This is a genomic window from Parablautia sp. Marseille-Q6255, assembly GCF_951230155.1.
Classification (GTDB): domain Bacteria; phylum Bacillota; class Clostridia; order Lachnospirales; family Lachnospiraceae; genus Choladousia.
Window position 1 is genome coordinate 40,859 of record NZ_CATNVD010000021.1, and the last position, 17,386, is coordinate 58,244.

Here is a 17,386-nt window from a genome sequence, read left to right on the forward strand (position 1 = left end):
AATTCTCCTTATCTGCTTTGTTGCAGCCATTTGGAAACATCGGTTTCCAGAAAAGCAGCGCGTCGGAACCGTTCCTTCTGATCAAATGGTACGGTACAATCAAAAATTGTCTTGCATGCAATACCATGATCCCGAATCCATGGTGAGCAGGATGGATCATTTGACGGATCCAGGGGATGACAGCGCACTCCCGGGATTGTGATGATATCAGCGTCTCCCTGAAATCTTGTATTCATCGCCCACAATACATCATTCATGTCAAAACAGTCCACATCCTCATCGACAAGAAAGACATGCTTCAGCTCTCCAAAAGCAGCAAATGCTAAAAGGGCAGCCTGACGCTGGCGTCCTTCATCACTTTGTACCGTTTTCTGAAACTGTAAAACAGCCATGTATTTCCCGCCTCCCGATGAAGCACAGTATACATTTTTTAGCTTTCCGGGCATTGCTTTTTCCACCATCCCATAAATACTTGCTTCTGTCGGAATGCCTGCCATCGAAACGTGCTCCTCACTTGGTCCGATACACGTCTGCATGATCGGATGCCTGCGATGGGTCACCGCTTTTACTTTAATCAGCCAGCACTGGCCGCTTGCCGGTCCCGTATACCCGGGAAATTCCGGCATCGCATAACCGCTGTGGCTGTTCTGATCTTCCTGCACCCGGACATTTGGGACAACTTCCCCTTCGATTACGTATTCTGCGTTCGCAATCGCCCGCTGTTGTACCGTCATACAGCGGCACAGCTTCACCGGCTCTCCCCGCAGAGCTCCTGCGATCGCCAGCTCATCATACCCCATCGGTGTAGACGGCGGCTCAAAACATGACCCAATCTCAATAGCCGGATCCACACCAATGCTGACCGAAATCGGCAGCGGTTCTCCTCTTCTTTCTGCACACTCTGCCATCGCTCCGATGTGTCTTGCACCTGGCACAAAGTAAATGGACAGTTCATCCCTGCTCTGAATACACATACGATGGATCGTCACATCGCTCTTCCCTGTCTCCGGGTGCGTGGCATAGCACATCCCCATCGTAATATAAGGCCCTGCATCGTCCGGTGTATTTGTCGGTGCCGGGATCAGCTTATACAGGTCAAAATCCTCATCAGATGCCAGATGTATCACTTCCTGACACTGTGCCTTTTCTTCTGTCACAACCGGCTGTATCGGATGTTCCAGACAGGCATGCAATCTTTTCCCCAGATCCTGAGGCGGGCAGTCTAAAAGCGCCGCTACACGTTTACGGCTCGCCAGCACTCCAATGACTACCTTCGCATCCGGATGCCCCTTTACACAGTGAAAAAGCATAGCCGGTCCCTCTTTTGTCGGTCGCTTTACGGTCCCTCCGGCACCTATGTATCGATATACGCCTGCAAGCTCCGCATCTGGATCCACTTCAATCTCTGTCTCAAGCAGCTCCCCATCCAGCTTCCGCAAAAGCTCCAGCGCACTTCTTAAATCATCTACCTTTTTTTTCATTATGATTTTTCCTTTTCTGCTGATTTTTTACTGTATGTGATTTTATCGTACTCCAGTCTGAAAAGGGAGAGGCGCCGCCTCTCCCTTACAGCTACATGCACTGCATAATAGCGGTCAGAATCGAATAATATTTATCTTCCGGAGAGTCCGTCCTGCTCGTCATAACAACAGGAACCGTCGTACCGCAAAGCGTTCCAGAGGATACAATATTCGCAAAATAGTGAATTGATTTTGTAAAGATATTTCCGGCGCACAGATCCGGCATCAGAAGGATATCCGGCTTTCCTGCAACCGGACTGTGGATTCCTTTACATCTGGCAGCCTCCTGCGAAATCGCATTATCAAGCCCGAATGGTCCGTCTACGATGCAGCCCCTGATCTGGCCTCTGTCACAGGCCTTTGCAAGGAGCGCCGCATCTACCGTGGATGGCATTTTCGGATTGACTGTTTCCAGAGCGCAGACAACTGCCACCTTCGGGCATTCAATATGAAGTGCACCTGCCAGCCTGACTGCGTTTTTAATCAGCTTCAGCTTGTCATTATAGTCCGGCGTCACATTCACTGCGCAGTCTGTCACGATCATCATCCGATCCTGAAACTCCATCACCGTTGCCTGGCTCAAAAGCGCTCCGTCCGGGACAAAACCATATCGTTCCTTATCCAGAATACAGCGCATAAAGGTCGCTGTCTGCATCAGTCCCTTCATCGGCATATCCGCTTTTCCGTCTTTCACCATCTGGCAGGCCAGCATACCGGCTTTCCGCTCATCTGCTTCTTCGATTATTTCATACGCATTCCGATCTTCCCCCATTTTTTCGAGAAGATCCGCGATTTTTTCCGGAATGCCAATGAGTACCGGCTCAATAACGCCTCTTTTCGCTGCCATGACAACAGCAGAAAGTGTATCCTCATCCTGCGCATTCGCAAGTACAAGCCTCTTTTTGATTTTCTGATCTAAAATATATGCTTCGATTTCTTTAAAACAATGAAACATCGTTCTCTCCTATCGTAATCTGCTCTACATGTTCTGAAATTGTTTATTTCAGTTCCCTGATCTCGATCTCGCCATTCAGAGCGGCAAGTGTATTAAGGCCGAGTGCCTGCATCTCGTACTCTCCCGGATATACGGCGATCGGTGCAATAAACCTGACTGCATCTGCAATCATACCGACAATCCACTCAGAATAAGACATTCCTCCCGTAAACAGTATGGCATCTACCTCTCCTTTGAGTACCGTTGCATCCGCTCCAATCTCTTTTGCAACCTGATAGCACATGGCCTGCATCACTTCCTGGCACATCTCATCGCCTGCCTTGGCTCGTTCTTCGATCGTCTTTGCATCATTTTCTCCAAGATATCCGACTAATCCTGAATTTCCATTGATCAGCTTTTTCATCTCCGGATAGGTATAGTCTCCTGAATAGCAAAGTCTCACAAGCTCACCAACCGGAACCGTACAGCAGCGGTTTGCAGAAAACGGGCCGTCTCCATCCAGAGCATTATTTGCATCCACCAACTTTCCTTTTTTATGCACCGCAACACTGATGCCGCCTCCCATATGTACGCCGATCAGATTCAGATCCTCATATCTTTTCCCCTGATCCTTCGCATACTGTCTGCCTACTGCACGGTGATTGAGTACGTGGAAACTGCTTCTTCTTTCCATACCCGGGATACCGCTGTAACGGGCCAGCGGTTCAAATTCATCCGTAGACGGCGGATCAACGGTAAATGCCTGAACTCCTCTTTTTGCAAATTCTGTTACAATCTGCAGACCGAGGTCGGTCGGATGATTCCCATATTTCTCACTCCTTGACTGTTCCAGCATTTTTTCCGTCACGCGGTAGATGCCGCCTGTGATCGGCTGCGTATGCCCGCCTCTTGTCGCTACCGCATCCAGTTCTTCTATTTTGATCCCCTTTTGCTCCAGATACTGCTCAATCTGCTTCGTCCTGTAATCCAGCTGATCCCAGATACTGTCAAAAGCGCGGATGACGGATGCCTCGTGTTTGATATTATCCTTAAAAACGCACCTTTCATCCTCATAATAAGCAATCTTCGTAGACGTTGAGCCCAGGTTAATTGCTACAATTTTTTTCATTTACGTTCCTCCTCGTCAGATGATCCCTATTGACTTACCCAGCAGCATAGATAATGCGCAGACTGGAATCCAGATCAGTGAAATAATAATACCCGGCTTTGCCATCTCGCCAAGCTTCCAGTAACCGTATCCGTACGTGGTAAGCGGAATCGGGTCAAGCGGAATAATGAATACGGCAGACGCTGTAAATCCAAGCGGCAGTACGAGATAAAGCGGATTTACGCCGATCGAGGTGGCAAGTACGGTTACGATCGGTACGCAAACTGCCAAAACGGCATTCGCTACCGGAACAAGCAGATGACTGAAAATTCCAAACGCTGTCACTACCATAAGTAATACGATCAGGGACGCGCCTTCCACAGACCCTAATATACTGTTCGAAATCCACTCGGCTGTTCCCTGTGTGCTTAATATCATTGCGATCGCATTCGCAGACCCAATCAGCAAAACAGACTCCCAACTGATCGCATCTTTTGCAGTTTTCCAGTCCATAAGATCCATACCTGGCAGGAAAAAGACGCAAACTGCCAGCAAAGATGCAAATGCCGTCTCAATCCCAGTCATTGACTGCGTAAACCAAAGCACCATAACAATAATAAAAATGACCAGAAACTTTTTTTCATTTGTTGTCATCGGTCCGATTTCACGTCTCTTGGCCTTAATATCATCCAGACCCTTTACCGTTTCAATTTCCGGTTTAAATACAAGAGTGATGACAAACCATGCAATCAGCACCAAAACGATTGCCATCGGAAAGCCAATCGCAGTCCACTGCAAAAATGTAATATTTTTTCCTGCTACATTATTCAACAGGTTGATCGTCAAAATATTCAGTCCGCTTCCCGCCGGTGTCGCAATACCCCCAAGAGCCGCTGAGATCGGAATGCCGATCATGACCGCTTTTCCGTATTTACTCTTCCCCGGTTCACATCCGCTCTCTTTTAAAAGCGGCAGTGCAATCCCGGCCAGAATGATCGCCGTCGGAATATCTACCAAAACAGAAGAGATCAGACATCCGCATAGCATGATACTTAAAAGGACCATATTGCTTTTCGCACCAAACAGCGGAGTAATATACAGGGAAATACGATAGCCAAGCCCGCTGCTGATAAATACCTTCGCGATAATCAGTGATGCCATAACAAAAAACATGGTCGCGATACCAAAATTGCCCAGAACCGCAGGTGTTTTTTCAATGCCAAGAAATCCCGGTAAAAAGAGCAAAAAACAGGAGGAAATCCCGATCGGGATAAATTCCGTCACCCACGTATAAACACAGCAGATCATAAGGAGCAAGGCTTTCCATCCATTTTCTGATAATCCGAACGGCGGCGCCATATTTGAAAAAATAAGATAAAAAGCAACTGCTACAAGCAACTCAATATATATTTTTGCAGACTTCTTCATACTTAAGTAAAACCTCCCTCTTTTCAAAACTTTGCTACATGGCAGCAAGCTTTTCCAGGTATTCATACCGGGAAATCAGATGTTCTCTGGTCGCCTGCTTCTCTTCTTCTGAAGCACCCCGAAATCTCTTTTGCAGAGAAAAATAATTTTCTATATCCCCAAGTTTTGACGGCTTTTTCCCAAGTTTTATTTTTCCATTTTCATATTCCAATAAAACCCAGGCTCCGCTCTCAATCGCCTCTCTCGCCACTTCAACGGTCTTGTTCATTTTGTATCCCCAGCCAGTCGGACACGGACTCATAATATGAAGCACACGGCATCCCTTTACTTCTTTTGCCTTCTGTACCTTCTTTCTCAGATCAGAAAGGTTGGCAACGGATGCGGTAGCTGCATACGGCACATGATGAGCCATCACGATCTGAATCAGATCCTTATTATTTACCGGCTTACCGGCAGGCGTTGTTGTCGTGCTTGCCCCCAGTGGCGTCGAGCTGCTTCCCTGTACCCCCGTGTTCATATACGCCTCATTATCGTAACAGATGTACAAGATGTTATCATTACGCTCCATCGCTCCACTTAAGGACTGAATACCGATATCCACTGTTCCCCCATCACCGGCAATCGCTACGACCTGCGTATGTTCGTTACCCTGATGTTTCAATCCTGCCGCAATACCTGCCGCGATCGCCGCTGAGTTTTCCAGGTTTCCCTGGATACCGGGCACTGTTACGGAGGATTCCGGTCCGCATCCAGAAAACTGAGCCGCGCATCCTGGCGGAATAACAAGAATAGTATCCTCCCCCATAATATCCAGTACATTTCTGAAAATCACATCGATCATACAGCCCTGGCATGTATTGATACCAGGAGACACTGCCCCCTTTGGCTGAACTTTATACGTTAACATACGTTTCCACCTCCCTGATATCCATCGCATCCGGTCTTACATCAAACCAGGAATGTACCTGCTCCGCTTTTCCATGGTATACATCAAACAATTCTCCAAATATCTTATGGAAAGAGCCATCGGAAATATCACGTCCTGCAATACCTCCGTGAAATCCAAACACCTTTGCCGGCAGACCGCAAAGTGCTGCCTTTACCTCCGTACAGACCGGTCCCTGAGCTGCTCCCAGACCACTGGAGCGATCTACTACACCGATCACCGGGATATTTTTGAGCGCTTCCCTTATCTCCTCTGCCGGGAACGGGCGGAACATGCAGATCCTGAGAAGCCCTGCCCGGACTCCTTTTTCACGAAGCTGATCTACGACATATTTTCCAGTACCGGACATTGAACCAATTGTCACCACTGCAACCTGGGCATCCTCCAGACGATATGTTTCTACAGCCTGCAGCTTTCTGCCAAAACGTTCCTCATATTCAGCAAATACCTCTTTCGCTACAACTGCCGCTTTATCAAATCCTGTCTTTTGCTGGTATTTCATTTCTGTATGCTCCACAGTCGGGCATAAATCGTTGATAAACATGACATCTTTTGGATCAAGATACATGTTTTTACGCACATACGGCCTGACAAAATCCCATGCCTCTTCATCAGACGGCGTATCCACACGCTGCATGGAATGTGACAGGTAAAATCCATCAAAGCAGACCATCGACGGCGTCATTACTTCCTCGTGTTCACTGATACGATATGCACATAACTGCAGATCCAGAATTTCCTGTACTGTAGAGCAATAAAACTGCAGCCATCCTGTATCTCTCTCAGCCATTGTGTCAGAATGATCGCACCACAGGGACCACGGCGCCACAAGAGAACGGTTCACGACCGGCATAACGATCGGAACACGGCAGCCTGCCGCCACGCCGCACACCTCATGCATCAGCGCCAGACCTACCGATGCGGTCGCCGTAGCAACACGCACCCCTGTCAGCTGCGCTCCGATCGAAACAGACATAGCAGAATGTTCTGATTCTACACGCACATATTCTGCCTGGATTCTTCCTTCCGCAACTTCATCCGCCAAATGCTCCGCAATTGAACTCTGTGGTGTGATCGGATAAGCCGCTATCACACCCGGGCGCGCCAGCCGGATCGCCTCCACCGCTGCACCATTACCATCAAACATTTTGATCGCCATTACTTTTCACTCCCTTCCGGCACCATGGTAAGCGCCTGCTTCGGACATTCATTGGCGCAAATCCCACAGCCTTTACAGTAATTCCAGTCAAACTCCAGCGTTTTTTTATCTTTGTCCACCGTAATACAGGCAGTAGGGCAGTATTTTTCACAGATTCCACACCGGATGCAGACATCATTGTCAACCTCTGGTCTGACCAGCCTCCAGCTTCCTGTATTGTACGCCACTAAAATGTGAGAACACGGTCCAAGTACTCTACGCTTCCCAGGTGTGCTCGTATGCATATCTTGCTGCTTTTGCATTCTTTTCACCAACCTTTCCAAAACTTTCTGTTACAGCCTTTTCTATCGCATCCAGTGTTACTACTCCGCTTTTTGCAAGTGCTCCAAGCATGGCGCTGTTTGGAATATTCAAGCCGATATTCTCCAGCGCTGCTGTTGTCGCATCACACGCATATACCGTTTTAAGGCCACACGCCTTTTTATACCGCTCTGCCATTTCTTTGCTCGATGTATTCAGAACGAGAACCGTCTCCTGTGTGCACCCTTCTTTCACATCGACTCCCATATCGAGCAGATTTTCATCAAAAACAACAATAATATCCGGCTCATATACATAACAATTAAGCAGCACCGGTTTCTCATCCACAATAATATGCGCATAGACAGGTGCTCCTCTTCTCTCATGCCCATAGGCCGGAACTGTGATGGCATACTCGTCCTGATGCAGCGATACAGCGATCGACAAAATCTTGGCGGCTGTAACGGCACCCTGCCCTCCTATCCCGTAAAATTTAATTTTTTTCATTTTCCTTCCTCCTTTAATTCTTTATATGAATTATTTACTTCGTATATAGAAATACTATGATCTGTATTATACTTATAAAACCATATTTTGTCATTATAAGTAGTTTACAAATCGTCAAGTTTATTTTTGTTGAATTTTACTTTTCTCTATACGAACTATTCATCCATTTCTTTTTGCTTCACACAGAGAAATAAATATGCTATTCTAAAAATGGTAATTCCGTAGAAATCAATAAGGGAGGGAGAAAAGTTACGATGGAAACAAACGAAAAATATATTTTGCAGTCAGTTGCAAATACTTTAGATATTCTTGACCTTCTTGCAGAACAGCAGAATCTGAGCGTTCCTGAAATTTCTGAAAAATCCGGCTTGGGAAAAAGTTCTGTTTTTCGTATCCTTGCCACTCTTGAATCAAAAAATTATGTGCAGAAATCAGAGTCTGCCCGTTACTCGTTAGATATCAGACTTTCCTATCTGGGGCAGGCAGCCATGGAGCAGAATAACCTGATCAAATACGGACACCCTTATCTGGAAACATTGACCGAGCGATCCGGCGAGACATCCCATCTGGCAGTTCCTTACCGGGCAGTTTATGTCCGCTTTATTGATAAGGTTGTCAGCAGCGCTACTATCCATATGGACTCTCACCCCGGCTTTTTCCGCCATTCACATTACGTAGCCTGCGGCAAGGTCCTCCTTGCCTATGGATCAGAAATAACCCGGGATAATTATGTCCGAAATGTTCCATTTTCCTCCATGACACGCCACAGCATCCCTTCTGCAAAGGAGCTGCTCGTCGAACTGGAAACAATCAAAAAACGGGGATATGCTATTGATAACGAAGAAAGTGAATATGGCCTGATCTGTGTTGCTGCTCCTGTCCTGAGCCATAACGGTCAGGCGATTGCTGCAATCAGTATCTCGGGGCCTTCTTCCCGTATGCTGGAAAACATGGAAAAAAACATTGCAATTGTAACAGAGACCGGAAAAGCGATTACTGAAAAGCTTGGCTCGCTCGCTTCTCCAGATTGATTTGACAGATAGAAAAAATGCAAAGCGTAACGGGGAATGAAGGCAAGAATATATGATATTGCTAATGCGTGATAAAGAAAATATCGAAAAAGGAACTTTCTCCGATCTGGAATTAGCCAGTATGATAGGAATCTCTTTGGAGGAGCTATTGGAGATCAAAGACCGGTAACCGAAACAGCCATAATATCCGCTGTATCTCTTGAAGGAGAGGAATACAATTCTTGGGGTACGGCGGTGATTTGAAATGATTTGGCGATCCTGGATCAGGACAAAGAAAAACCGGAAATCTTTGATTTCCGGTTTTTCTTTGTCCTAATCCTCATAATGATATTTACACGCATATATAATCAGGTTTTGATTACTATCCATATTATATACTAGCCTATGCTCATCTGTAATGCGCCTGCTACACGCCTTACGGTATTTTAACAGCTCAGGTTTACCAATACCGTTCAAAAGTCCACTGCGGTCAATATCTTTGATAAGTTCATTGATCCGCTTTACTATCTTTTTATCTTCTTTCTGCCATTCGGTGTATTGCTCCCACGCAGTAGGCGTGAATACTATGTTCATTTACTTGCAAGCCTCCAACTCTGCAATAGTCTTTGCAATAAATCCGCCTGTCTCGGCTTCTTCCATAGATTTATCTATCATGGCAAGATAATCTGCATTTCTCTTGATTTTCATCATTTCATTGTATTCTTGTTCAGACAGCATGACAACATTTTCATTTTTGGGTCTTGATATAATCAATGTTTCGCCTCTAAAAACTTTATCGCATAAACTCTTGAAATTATCTCTAACATCCATGCTCTTTACAGCTAACATATAAAGCACTCCTTTCCGTATCAAAAATCGTATTGTTTTTCGTACTTTTATTATATGTTATTATTATTCCCTCGTCAATAATTTTATAAAAACTCAAAAATACCCCCAAAAGAATGGACCGAGAGGCTCGCTTTCTTTTGTCCAATTTATTAACATGTTGTAGTTGACGGACTGATCCAAATAAATCCGGTTGACAATGTATCCGTTCACGGGCATAAAGATAAGGATTATCAGGAAGAACTGTTGTTCATGACGGAAGAAGAAATCGCGGATCTTCTGCATTTTCTGTCAGAACACTATCCGCGTTTAGTAGGAATCGCATTTATGGCCGCTTATTATGGGTTACGGCGTTCCGAAATTTTAGGCTTAAAATGGTCTGCTATTGATTTTCAGAAAGACATTCTTCACATTCAGCATACCGTTACATCTGTAAAACAGATTCATGCAGAAGATTCTGCAAAAACAGTTGCAGGCAAACGGGATCTTGTTCTTTTTGAAACAGCCAGAAAATGCTTATTGCAAATCCGGCAGGAGCAGGAAGTAAACAAAGCATTTTTCAAAAATGCCTATAAAATACGGCTGGGTATGTTTTCACGTGGGAAGATGGCACTTTATATTGACCGGATTACATATATCATCTTTTCAGAAAGGCAATGATAAAATTTGGTCGTCCGGAAATTTCTCTGGCTACGGCAGATTTATTTGATTAGTTTTTTGGGTAACGTTTTGGGTAACGCCTTGAAAAAGATGAGAACCGGAGGACTTATATCATCGAAAGAAAGATATGAAAAACGCCGGAAACACTGATAAAATCAGTATTTCCGGCACTTCCTAAATGAAGTCGATGCGACAGGATTTGAACCTGCGACCTCTGCGTCCCGAACGCAGCGCTCTACCAAGCTGAGCCACGCATCGTTATTTTGTTTTGCTGTTTTGTGTCTCTCACGTTTCAGCTTGTTTAGTTTATCATTCCTTTCCAGAAAAGTCAAGCACTTTTTTAAATTTTTTTTATTTTTTGCAGTTTTTTTCAACAGGATTTTACAGCAGCTCAGTACAGGCAGCAGACGGAAGCTGCTCTGGCAGCAAACCGTCTCCCCTGCGCAAAAACCATCACTGTACCATTCGCCAGCCTGGATGGTATTTATTTTTAAGCGTACCGTTCACAAGCTTCCCCCAGCCAAGCGGATAGCCGTTGACGCATACCAGCTGCCAGCCCTTTGTCCGGGCAGGCGACATATCGTCTGCCTCCACGGTCTCACCGCTCAGGTAGCGGCGTACACGCGGGTCTTTCTGGTCAAAATCAAGGATCGAAGCGTATTCGCTGCTGCGCAGCGCCATCGCGAATGCCTGCGCAGGCTCAAAACGTCCGCGCTTTATCTCGCCTAAATACAGTCCGTTCCTCAGGAAAGGAAGCTTTCCCATCATATGCGGAGGCTGCGGCACAAAGTACACCTGACCGGCACGCACCTCGATCTGCTCCATTTTCCAGTCCATTGTCACATCACTGAAAAAGTCGCACAGTACCTTTTCTTCTCTGGAGGGTCTTCCGCCCTTTCGCTGCACCTGTGTATGGATGCCGGAAAGCTCTCCCCTTTTGCGCAGCAATGCAAGGAAATGTCCCTCGCCGCCCATCCTGTGTGGAAAGATACGCACACATTTTTGCAGATCAGACACTCCCTTTACCTCCTGCAAGCTGTCATTTAGCCATCTGGCGCCGCCATGTACGAAACCTTCCTGCCAGGGAATATCCACGAGCTCCATCTCCGGACAGTGCTCCAGGAGGTATGCGATCGTCCCCTCGTTTTCTTCCGGAGCGAAGGTGCAGGTAGAATACAGCATCCATCCTCCGGGGCGCAGCATCCGCACTGCCTGCTGTGTGATGTCTCTTTGAATCTTTGCACAGGATGCGACCTTTTCCAGGCTCCACGCCCTCGCATTTGCTATATCCTTGCGGAACATACCCTCGCCCGAACACGGGGCATCAACAAGGATCTTATCAAACGTCTCTTCAAACTGTTCTGCCATCTTTGCAGGAACAGCGTTTGTAACAAATGCATTTTTTGTACCAAATACCTCGATATTTTTCAGAAGCGCCTTTGCGCGCGATGCACTGATGTCATTAGCCACAAGAAGCCCCTGTCCCTGAAGCTTTGCCGCCAGTGCGGTTGCCTTGCCTCCGGGCGCTGCGCACAGGTCGAGCACATAGTCTCCCGGCGTGACCGGAAGGATGTGAGCCGGCGTCATCGCACTCGGCTCCTGGAGATAATACAGCCCGGCATAATAAAAAGGATGTCTTGCCGGATCATCCTCTTTCTCATAATAAAAACCGTTCTCCAGCCATGGGATCTTTGTCAGGTGAAACGGTACGAGCTTTATGAATTCTTCCACGCTGATCTTGAGTGTATTTACACGAAGACCAAACCTGCGCGGTTCTTCATAGGATGCCAGAAATGCTCCATACTCCGCTCCAAGCAGATTTTTCATCCGTTCAAGAAATTCCCGTGGAAGTTCCATACCGTTTCCTCCTTTTTGATACCTTACCCTTTATCTGATATTGCTCCGCTTCTCTGCCGCTGCTCCGCTTCTCTGCCGCTGCTCCACTTCTCTGGCGCTGTATCTCCTTGCTGCAGCTGTTCCGCTTCCCTGGCGCTGTGTCTCCTTGCTGCAGCTGCTCCGCCTCTCTGGCACCGCGTCTCCTGGCCGTCATCTTCCTGGATCAGTCCCAGCTGTATCTTGTCAGCTCTCCATGCAGCTTCATCTGTGAAAAACCATTCTGCCGCAGCGCCTCATAAAGTACGATCGCTGCTGCATTGCTTAAATTCAGCGAGCGCGTATCACCAAGCATCGGGATGCGGATCGCCTCACCCGGATGCTCTTTTAAGATCTCCTCCGGAATCCCGGCGCTCTCTTTGCCGAACATCAAAAAACAGTCCGGCTCATAAGCCACCTCTGTATAAACCCTGCGCCCCTTTGTCGTCGCCATATAGACCTTTGCACCGGGATTTTTCTCCAGAAAATCCTGGTAGTCTATGTAGCGCGTCACGTCAAGCTGCGGCCAGTAATCCATTCCCGCCCGCTTGAGGGCTTTCTCAGTCAGCTGAAACCCCAGCGGCTCGATCAGATGGAGCCTGGTGCCTGTCGCTACGCAGGTGCGCCCGATATTTCCTGTATTTGCCGGTATCTCCGGCTCATAAAGTACAATGTTCAGTCCCATTTTCTAACACTCCTGCTTTTGCGCCCTCAGCCGGCGGATAAACCGCTCCAGACGCTCCAGGGCCACTTTCAGCGCCTCGATCGAATATGCATAGGAGATACGCAAAAATCCCTCGCCGCAGGCGCCGAATGCTGTACCCGGAACGACTGCCACATGCTCTTCCTCCAAAAGTCTCATTGCAAATTCATCAGAGCTTAAGCCGAACTCCCTGATGCACGGAAATACATAAAATGCGCCAAACGGCTCAAAGCATTTCAGCCCCATCTGTGCAAACGCATGCATCAGATACCGTCTGCGCTGGTTGTAGGATTCGCGCATGCGCGCCACATCCTCATCTCCGTGACGCAGCGCCTGCACAGCAGCATACTGGCTCGTCGTAGGAGCACACATGATCGCAAACTGGTGGATTTTTGTCATCTGCTCCACGATCACCTGCGGTCCGCAGATATATCCAAGTCTCCATCCGGTCATTGCAAATGACTTTGAAAAGCCATTGATCGTCAGCGTCCGCTCCTTCATGCCGGGAAGACTTGCAATCGATACATGATCCTCCCCATAGGTAAGCTCTGAGTAGATCTCGTCTGAAAGCACAAACAGATCATGCTCGATCACTACCTCGGCGATCGCCTCCAGATCCTCTCTGCGCAGCACTGCTCCTGTCGGATTATTCGGAAACGGGAGCACCAGCACCTTTGTTTTGTCTGTAATCTTTTCAAGCAGCTCCTCTTTTGTCAGCCGGAACTGATTTTCTTCTTTCAGCTCTATCGTCACCGGCACTCCGTCCGCCAGCACGACACACGGCAGGTAGGATACGTAGCACGGCTGCGGGATCAGGACCTCATCGCCGGGGTCAAGCATCGCACGCAGCGCAATATCGATACCCTCGCTGCCTCCTACCGTCACAAGTATCTCATGGAGCGGATCGTAGTCGAGATGACAGCGGCGCTTCAGATAGCGGCTGATCTCCTGGCGCAGCTCCTTTAACCCGGAATTGGAGGTGTAAAAGGTGCGCCCCTTTTCCAGAGAGTAGATCCCCTCATCGCGGATATGCCACGGCGTATCAAAATCCGGTTCCCCTACGCCAAGAGAGACGACATCCTCCATCTCATTTGCAATATCAAAAAATTTGCGGATACCGGACGGTTCAATAGACATTACTTTCTGTGATAATGGATTTCTCACGGTGTCACCAGCATCCTTTCATCTTTGACTTTCTTTCCCAGGATCGTGCCATAGTCTTTGTATTTTTTCAAAATAAAATGTGTCGCTGTGCTCAGTACCGTATCAAGCGTAGAGAGCTTGTCGCTCACAAATGCAGAGACATCGCGAAGTGTCCTGCCCTCCAGGATCACGAGCAGATCGTATGCGCCTGAGATCAGATATACGGACTGTACCTCCGGGTAATTGTAAATCCGCTCTGCGATAGAGTCAAAGCCCTGCCCTCTCTGCGGCGTCACGCGGACCTCGATCAGTGCCGTCACCTTTTCCGAGGAAGTCTTCTCCCAGTCAATCAGTGTATGATAGCCGCAGATGACCTGTTCCTGCTCCATCTTTGCCACCTCATTTGCGATCACCTCTTCGCTTGACCCAAGCAGGATCGCCAGCTCCTGCAGATCGATCTTGCTGTTTTTCTCCAGAAATGTCAAAATCTGTTCTCTCATTCCTCAAACCTCCTGTACCACTCATCCTGCTGCGGCCGGTCAAGAAAACGCATCTCTGCGCCATTTCGGATGACGCGCCCGTTCTCATCTGTCGCCCTTCCGATCACTGCTGCCGGCACTCCCTCTTCTGCAAGCGCTGCAATGAGTCCTTCCGGCTGCGCCGTACCGATCAGCAGAGCCCCTGCCGAATACAGATTGTATGGATTGATATCAAAATATTCACACAGCTCTACGGTTTCCTGCCGGATCGGGATCTTTTTCAGATCCACCTCGAGCCCGACGCCCGCTCTGTGCGCCATCTCCCACAAAGCCGTAAAAATACCGCCCTGTGACAGATCATGCATCGCACACGAACCGAAGCTGCCGGCGGCTCTTGCCTCCTTTGTCACAGACATCAGCTGCTCGAACGCTCTGGCATGATCCAAAAGCGAGACAGGGAATCTCCTGCCAAGCTCATCCGCATGAGAAAGTGCGAGAGCCGCCGTCCCGGCCAGCGCGATCCACTTTGTCATAACAAGCGCATCTCCCGGCCTGAGGAGACGCACCCCGGTCAGGTCAGACGCACTGCCGCACTCTCCCTGCTGCGCTGCGCTTCCGATCCCGGTCACATGGTACATGGGACGCTTCACACCGGAGGACACCTGTGTATGCCCTCCGAGCACCTGCATCCCTTCTGCCTTTGCGGCCCGGATCAGCCCGCGCATATCTTCCCTTAGCACCGCCTCGCTGCAGTCTGTCGGAAGCACTGCATGGACCATAAGCGCCTCCGGCTGCGCACCCGCAGCAGACAGGTTATTCGCTGCCGCAACCGCAAGCGCACCCGGCCTGTATGCAAGTCCAGGCACCGCGCTCACCGCTGTATATGCAGATACGCAGCCGCCTTTGTGCGGAAGAAACGCACAGTCGGCTCCATACCGGTCTGCATGATCCGCTGTCTCTGTATCCAGTTGTCTCAAAATGCTGTGCAAAAGCACTGCCTCTGCAAGCTTTCCTGTCCGCATGCTCTCACCCATCCCTTACTGTATCCTCGCCCGGGCAAACACGCTTCGCCCTGTTGGTCCTTTCCGGCACGCTCTGTTCTTTGTATTGCCCTAGCCGATCACTGTCACGCCGCCTTCATCCCATACCTCCGGCGGATCTGCCTGAGGTGCATCCGTCTGAGGCGCGTTTGTCTGCGGCGCCTCGGTCTGTGGTGCGTCTGTCTGAGGCGCATCCGTCTGAGGCGCATCTGTCTGTGTCGTCTCTGACTGCGGCGCTTCTGTCTGCGGCTGTACGCCATTTGCCAGAATGCTCTGCACCTGAGAAAGGTTGTTCTGCCCGATCGCCCCGTAGAGTGCCGTTGCGAGCGCCTGATTATCTGTCACAACTCCGACCTCATAGATCGCCGGAGACGCCTGATAATTGCTGCTGTTCACCTGTATTGTCTCAGAAAGAACACCGTCGTAATAGATATTTTTCCAGAGCACTGCCGACAGCCCCTGATGCGGGGACTGCACCTGCGCCAGGTAGCCGACATTCTGATCCGTCTTTGCCACAAGCTTGATATTCTGCGCCGGATCTGTCTGCCCTGTCGTCTCGCTGACAAATTCTATAGAACGATTTGCCGGACGCGTCTCCACGCCAAAAATAGTGAAATTCAGTGTACCGGCATACGCAGATCCTGAAATATAGATCGGGTATTCCAGTGTATTGGTAAATGCAAGATCCATCACACCTTCCGCGATCGCTGCATCCTTGGACGGATCTACGTAGTTGACGATCATCGTGTGGTTTGATCTGGCATCGATCTGCACCTCTGATTTTAAAAGTGCATTATAAAGAGTCGTCGACACCTGGCAGATACCGCCTCCATAGGAATCTACTACCTGCCCCGCCTCATAAGACGGCGCCAGCTCATATCCATTTTCTGCTGTAAAAGGCACGACCGCATCCGTGACCGAAAAACTTTCTCCCGGGAGCAGCAGCGTTCCGTTCAGCTTGGAAACGCCGTTTTCAACGTTCTTTGCACGCCCTGCTGAAGATGCCGAATAGTCTGTTGTCGCCGAGCCGAGCACATCATCCATCTGCTCCAGAAGCTCTGCTGTGACCACCGGAGAGACACGGTCCACAATCGCCTCGACCGTCCGGTCGCCTGCCTCGTAGTCAGACATCTCCTCCTGCAGACTCGCCAGAGTCGCCTGTGCATCAAGGGTCAGGCCGTCTGTACCGCCCTCTACATGCAGTCCGCCATCCTCTCCAACGTAGCAGGTTCCCTCGACCGGCTCGGAATTAAACTGTGCGCATGACTCTACGAAAGCCTCCTGTGCCTCTTCATCCAGCTCATATTCTATCTCATATTTCGCACTCTGATTCTGAAGATCCTTCTGCTCTTTGTAGCGGCGCACGATATTCCCCGTCTGCCCAAGCTGACTGATCTCCTCGATCAGCTCCGGGTTGTCCCATTTCAGTCCAAGCTCGCCCCAGCTCTTTGAGACAGTGGAATCCCCCATCTGTATCGTGATCACAGAAGAAGACAGCTTCTCTACCTCGCTCTCCACATACTCCTGCGCCTCCTCCGGCGTCATCCCGCTTACGTCCTTATCTCCGATAAAGACGCCCTCGCTGATCACACTCTCTCCAGAGGACGCATATACGGCACTGCCAAGCCCGCACAGCAAAAGCACTGCCGCGCCTGCCGCTATGTTCCATTTGTTCTTCATAAAATAAATCCCCTTTAAATGCCGAGCGCCGGCAGAATGGAACCGCACACC

The 17,386-nt window shown here is 48.9% G+C and carries 19 protein-coding genes and 1 tRNA gene; 2 read left to right on the forward strand and 18 right to left on the reverse strand.

The genetic code is table 11. The annotated features are described in order from the left end of the window. Window positions 1–8: 8 nt before the first annotated feature. The 8 genes from QOX44_RS15720 to QOX44_RS15755 form a co-directional block, all read right to left on the reverse strand. Window positions 9–1,481, reverse strand: a complete 1,473-nt coding sequence (locus QOX44_RS15720) for a UbiD family decarboxylase (RefSeq protein WP_283684515.1) — start codon at window positions 1,479–1,481, stop codon at window positions 9–11. A 91-nt stretch (window positions 1,482–1,572) separates the two neighbouring features. Then, on the reverse strand, window positions 1,573–2,475 hold the full coding sequence (locus tag QOX44_RS15725; RefSeq protein WP_283684518.1) for a phosphate acyltransferase: 903 nt from the start codon (window positions 2,473–2,475) through the stop codon (window positions 1,573–1,575). Between the two features lie 43 nt (window positions 2,476–2,518). Beyond that, complete coding sequence (buk, locus tag QOX44_RS15730) at window positions 2,519–3,583, reverse strand: butyrate kinase (protein WP_283684521.1); 1,065 nt, start codon at window positions 3,581–3,583, stop codon at window positions 2,519–2,521. A gap of 15 nt (window positions 3,584–3,598) precedes the next feature. Beyond that, on the reverse strand, window positions 3,599–4,990 hold the full coding sequence (locus tag QOX44_RS15735) for an SLC13 family permease (protein ID WP_283684523.1): 1,392 nt from the start codon (window positions 4,988–4,990) through the stop codon (window positions 3,599–3,601). A gap of 34 nt (window positions 4,991–5,024) precedes the next feature. Next, entirely contained in the window at window positions 5,025–5,897 is an 873-nt protein-coding gene (locus QOX44_RS15740; RefSeq protein WP_283684525.1) for a thiamine pyrophosphate-dependent enzyme, read from the reverse strand. Beyond that, window positions 5,884–7,095 carry a pyruvate ferredoxin oxidoreductase gene (gene porA / locus QOX44_RS15745; RefSeq protein WP_283684528.1) on the reverse strand — a complete coding sequence of 404 codons (1,212 nt, stop codon included), beginning with the start codon at window positions 7,093–7,095 and terminating at the stop codon, window positions 5,884–5,886. The genes QOX44_RS15740 and porA overlap by 14 nt, the downstream gene beginning before the upstream one ends. Next, a complete protein-coding gene (locus QOX44_RS15750; protein ID WP_283684530.1) occupies window positions 7,095–7,379 on the reverse strand; it encodes a 4Fe-4S binding protein in 285 nt (94 codons plus the stop codon). The genes porA and QOX44_RS15750 overlap by 1 nt, the downstream gene beginning before the upstream one ends. Beyond that, entirely contained in the window at window positions 7,351–7,902 is a 552-nt protein-coding gene (locus tag QOX44_RS15755) for a 2-oxoacid:acceptor oxidoreductase family protein (RefSeq protein WP_283684533.1), read from the reverse strand. Before QOX44_RS15755 ends, QOX44_RS15750 begins: the two co-directional genes overlap by 29 nt. Before the next feature lie 254 nt (window positions 7,903–8,156). On the opposite strand from QOX44_RS15755, the gene QOX44_RS15760 reads away from it, so the two are divergent. Next, window positions 8,157–8,933, forward strand: a complete 777-nt coding sequence (locus tag QOX44_RS15760; RefSeq protein ID WP_283684536.1) for an IclR family transcriptional regulator — start codon at window positions 8,157–8,159, stop codon at window positions 8,931–8,933. Window positions 8,934–9,245: 312 nt separating this feature from the next. Here QOX44_RS15760 and QOX44_RS15765 read toward each other — a convergent pair whose 3' ends face one another. Together QOX44_RS15765 and QOX44_RS15770 are read right to left on the reverse strand one after the other, a co-directional pair. After that, on the reverse strand, window positions 9,246–9,506 hold the full coding sequence (locus QOX44_RS15765) for a Txe/YoeB family addiction module toxin (RefSeq protein WP_283684538.1): 261 nt from the start codon (window positions 9,504–9,506) through the stop codon (window positions 9,246–9,248). Beyond that, window positions 9,507–9,761: a type II toxin-antitoxin system Phd/YefM family antitoxin gene (locus tag QOX44_RS15770; RefSeq protein WP_283684540.1), complete on the reverse strand. Its 255-nt coding sequence runs from the start codon at window positions 9,759–9,761 to the stop codon at window positions 9,507–9,509. A 249-nt stretch (window positions 9,762–10,010) separates the two neighbouring features. Between QOX44_RS15770 and QOX44_RS15775 the strand changes: the two genes are divergently transcribed. Further along, window positions 10,011–10,418, forward strand: coding sequence for a tyrosine-type recombinase/integrase (locus tag QOX44_RS15775; RefSeq protein ID WP_283684542.1), 408 nt, complete (start codon window positions 10,011–10,013; stop codon window positions 10,416–10,418). A 184-nt stretch (window positions 10,419–10,602) separates the two neighbouring features. On the opposite strand, the gene QOX44_RS15780 is transcribed toward QOX44_RS15775, so the two are convergent. The 8 genes from QOX44_RS15780 to QOX44_RS15815 form a co-directional block, all read right to left on the reverse strand. Then, window positions 10,603–10,676 (reverse strand) — tRNA-Pro (locus QOX44_RS15780). Between the two features lie 195 nt (window positions 10,677–10,871). Continuing rightward, a complete protein-coding gene (locus tag QOX44_RS15785) occupies window positions 10,872–12,275 on the reverse strand; it encodes an RsmB/NOP family class I SAM-dependent RNA methyltransferase (protein WP_283684544.1) in 1,404 nt (467 codons plus the stop codon). Window positions 12,276–12,305: 30 nt separating this feature from the next. Continuing rightward, on the reverse strand, window positions 12,306–12,449 hold the full coding sequence (locus QOX44_RS15790; RefSeq protein ID WP_283684547.1) for a hypothetical protein: 144 nt from the start codon (window positions 12,447–12,449) through the stop codon (window positions 12,306–12,308). A 28-nt stretch (window positions 12,450–12,477) separates the two neighbouring features. Next, a complete protein-coding gene (locus tag QOX44_RS15795; protein ID WP_283684550.1) occupies window positions 12,478–12,975 on the reverse strand; it encodes a tRNA (cytidine(34)-2'-O)-methyltransferase in 498 nt (165 codons plus the stop codon). Window positions 12,976–12,978: 3 nt separating this feature from the next. Further along, window positions 12,979–14,157 (reverse strand): pyridoxal phosphate-dependent aminotransferase, encoded by a 1,179-nt coding sequence (locus QOX44_RS15800; protein WP_283684552.1) that lies wholly within the window; start codon window positions 14,155–14,157, stop codon window positions 12,979–12,981. Continuing rightward, on the reverse strand, window positions 14,154–14,636 hold the full coding sequence (locus QOX44_RS15805) for an Lrp/AsnC family transcriptional regulator (protein WP_283684554.1): 483 nt from the start codon (window positions 14,634–14,636) through the stop codon (window positions 14,154–14,156). The genes QOX44_RS15800 and QOX44_RS15805 overlap by 4 nt, the downstream gene beginning before the upstream one ends. Further along, window positions 14,633–15,649, reverse strand: a complete 1,017-nt coding sequence (locus tag QOX44_RS15810) for an AIR synthase-related protein (RefSeq protein WP_283684558.1) — start codon at window positions 15,647–15,649, stop codon at window positions 14,633–14,635. The genes QOX44_RS15805 and QOX44_RS15810 overlap by 4 nt, the downstream gene beginning before the upstream one ends. Before the next feature lie 78 nt (window positions 15,650–15,727). Next, window positions 15,728–17,335 (reverse strand): VanW family protein, encoded by a 1,608-nt coding sequence (locus tag QOX44_RS15815; protein WP_283684561.1) that lies wholly within the window; start codon window positions 17,333–17,335, stop codon window positions 15,728–15,730. Window positions 17,336–17,386 lie beyond the last annotated feature (51 nt).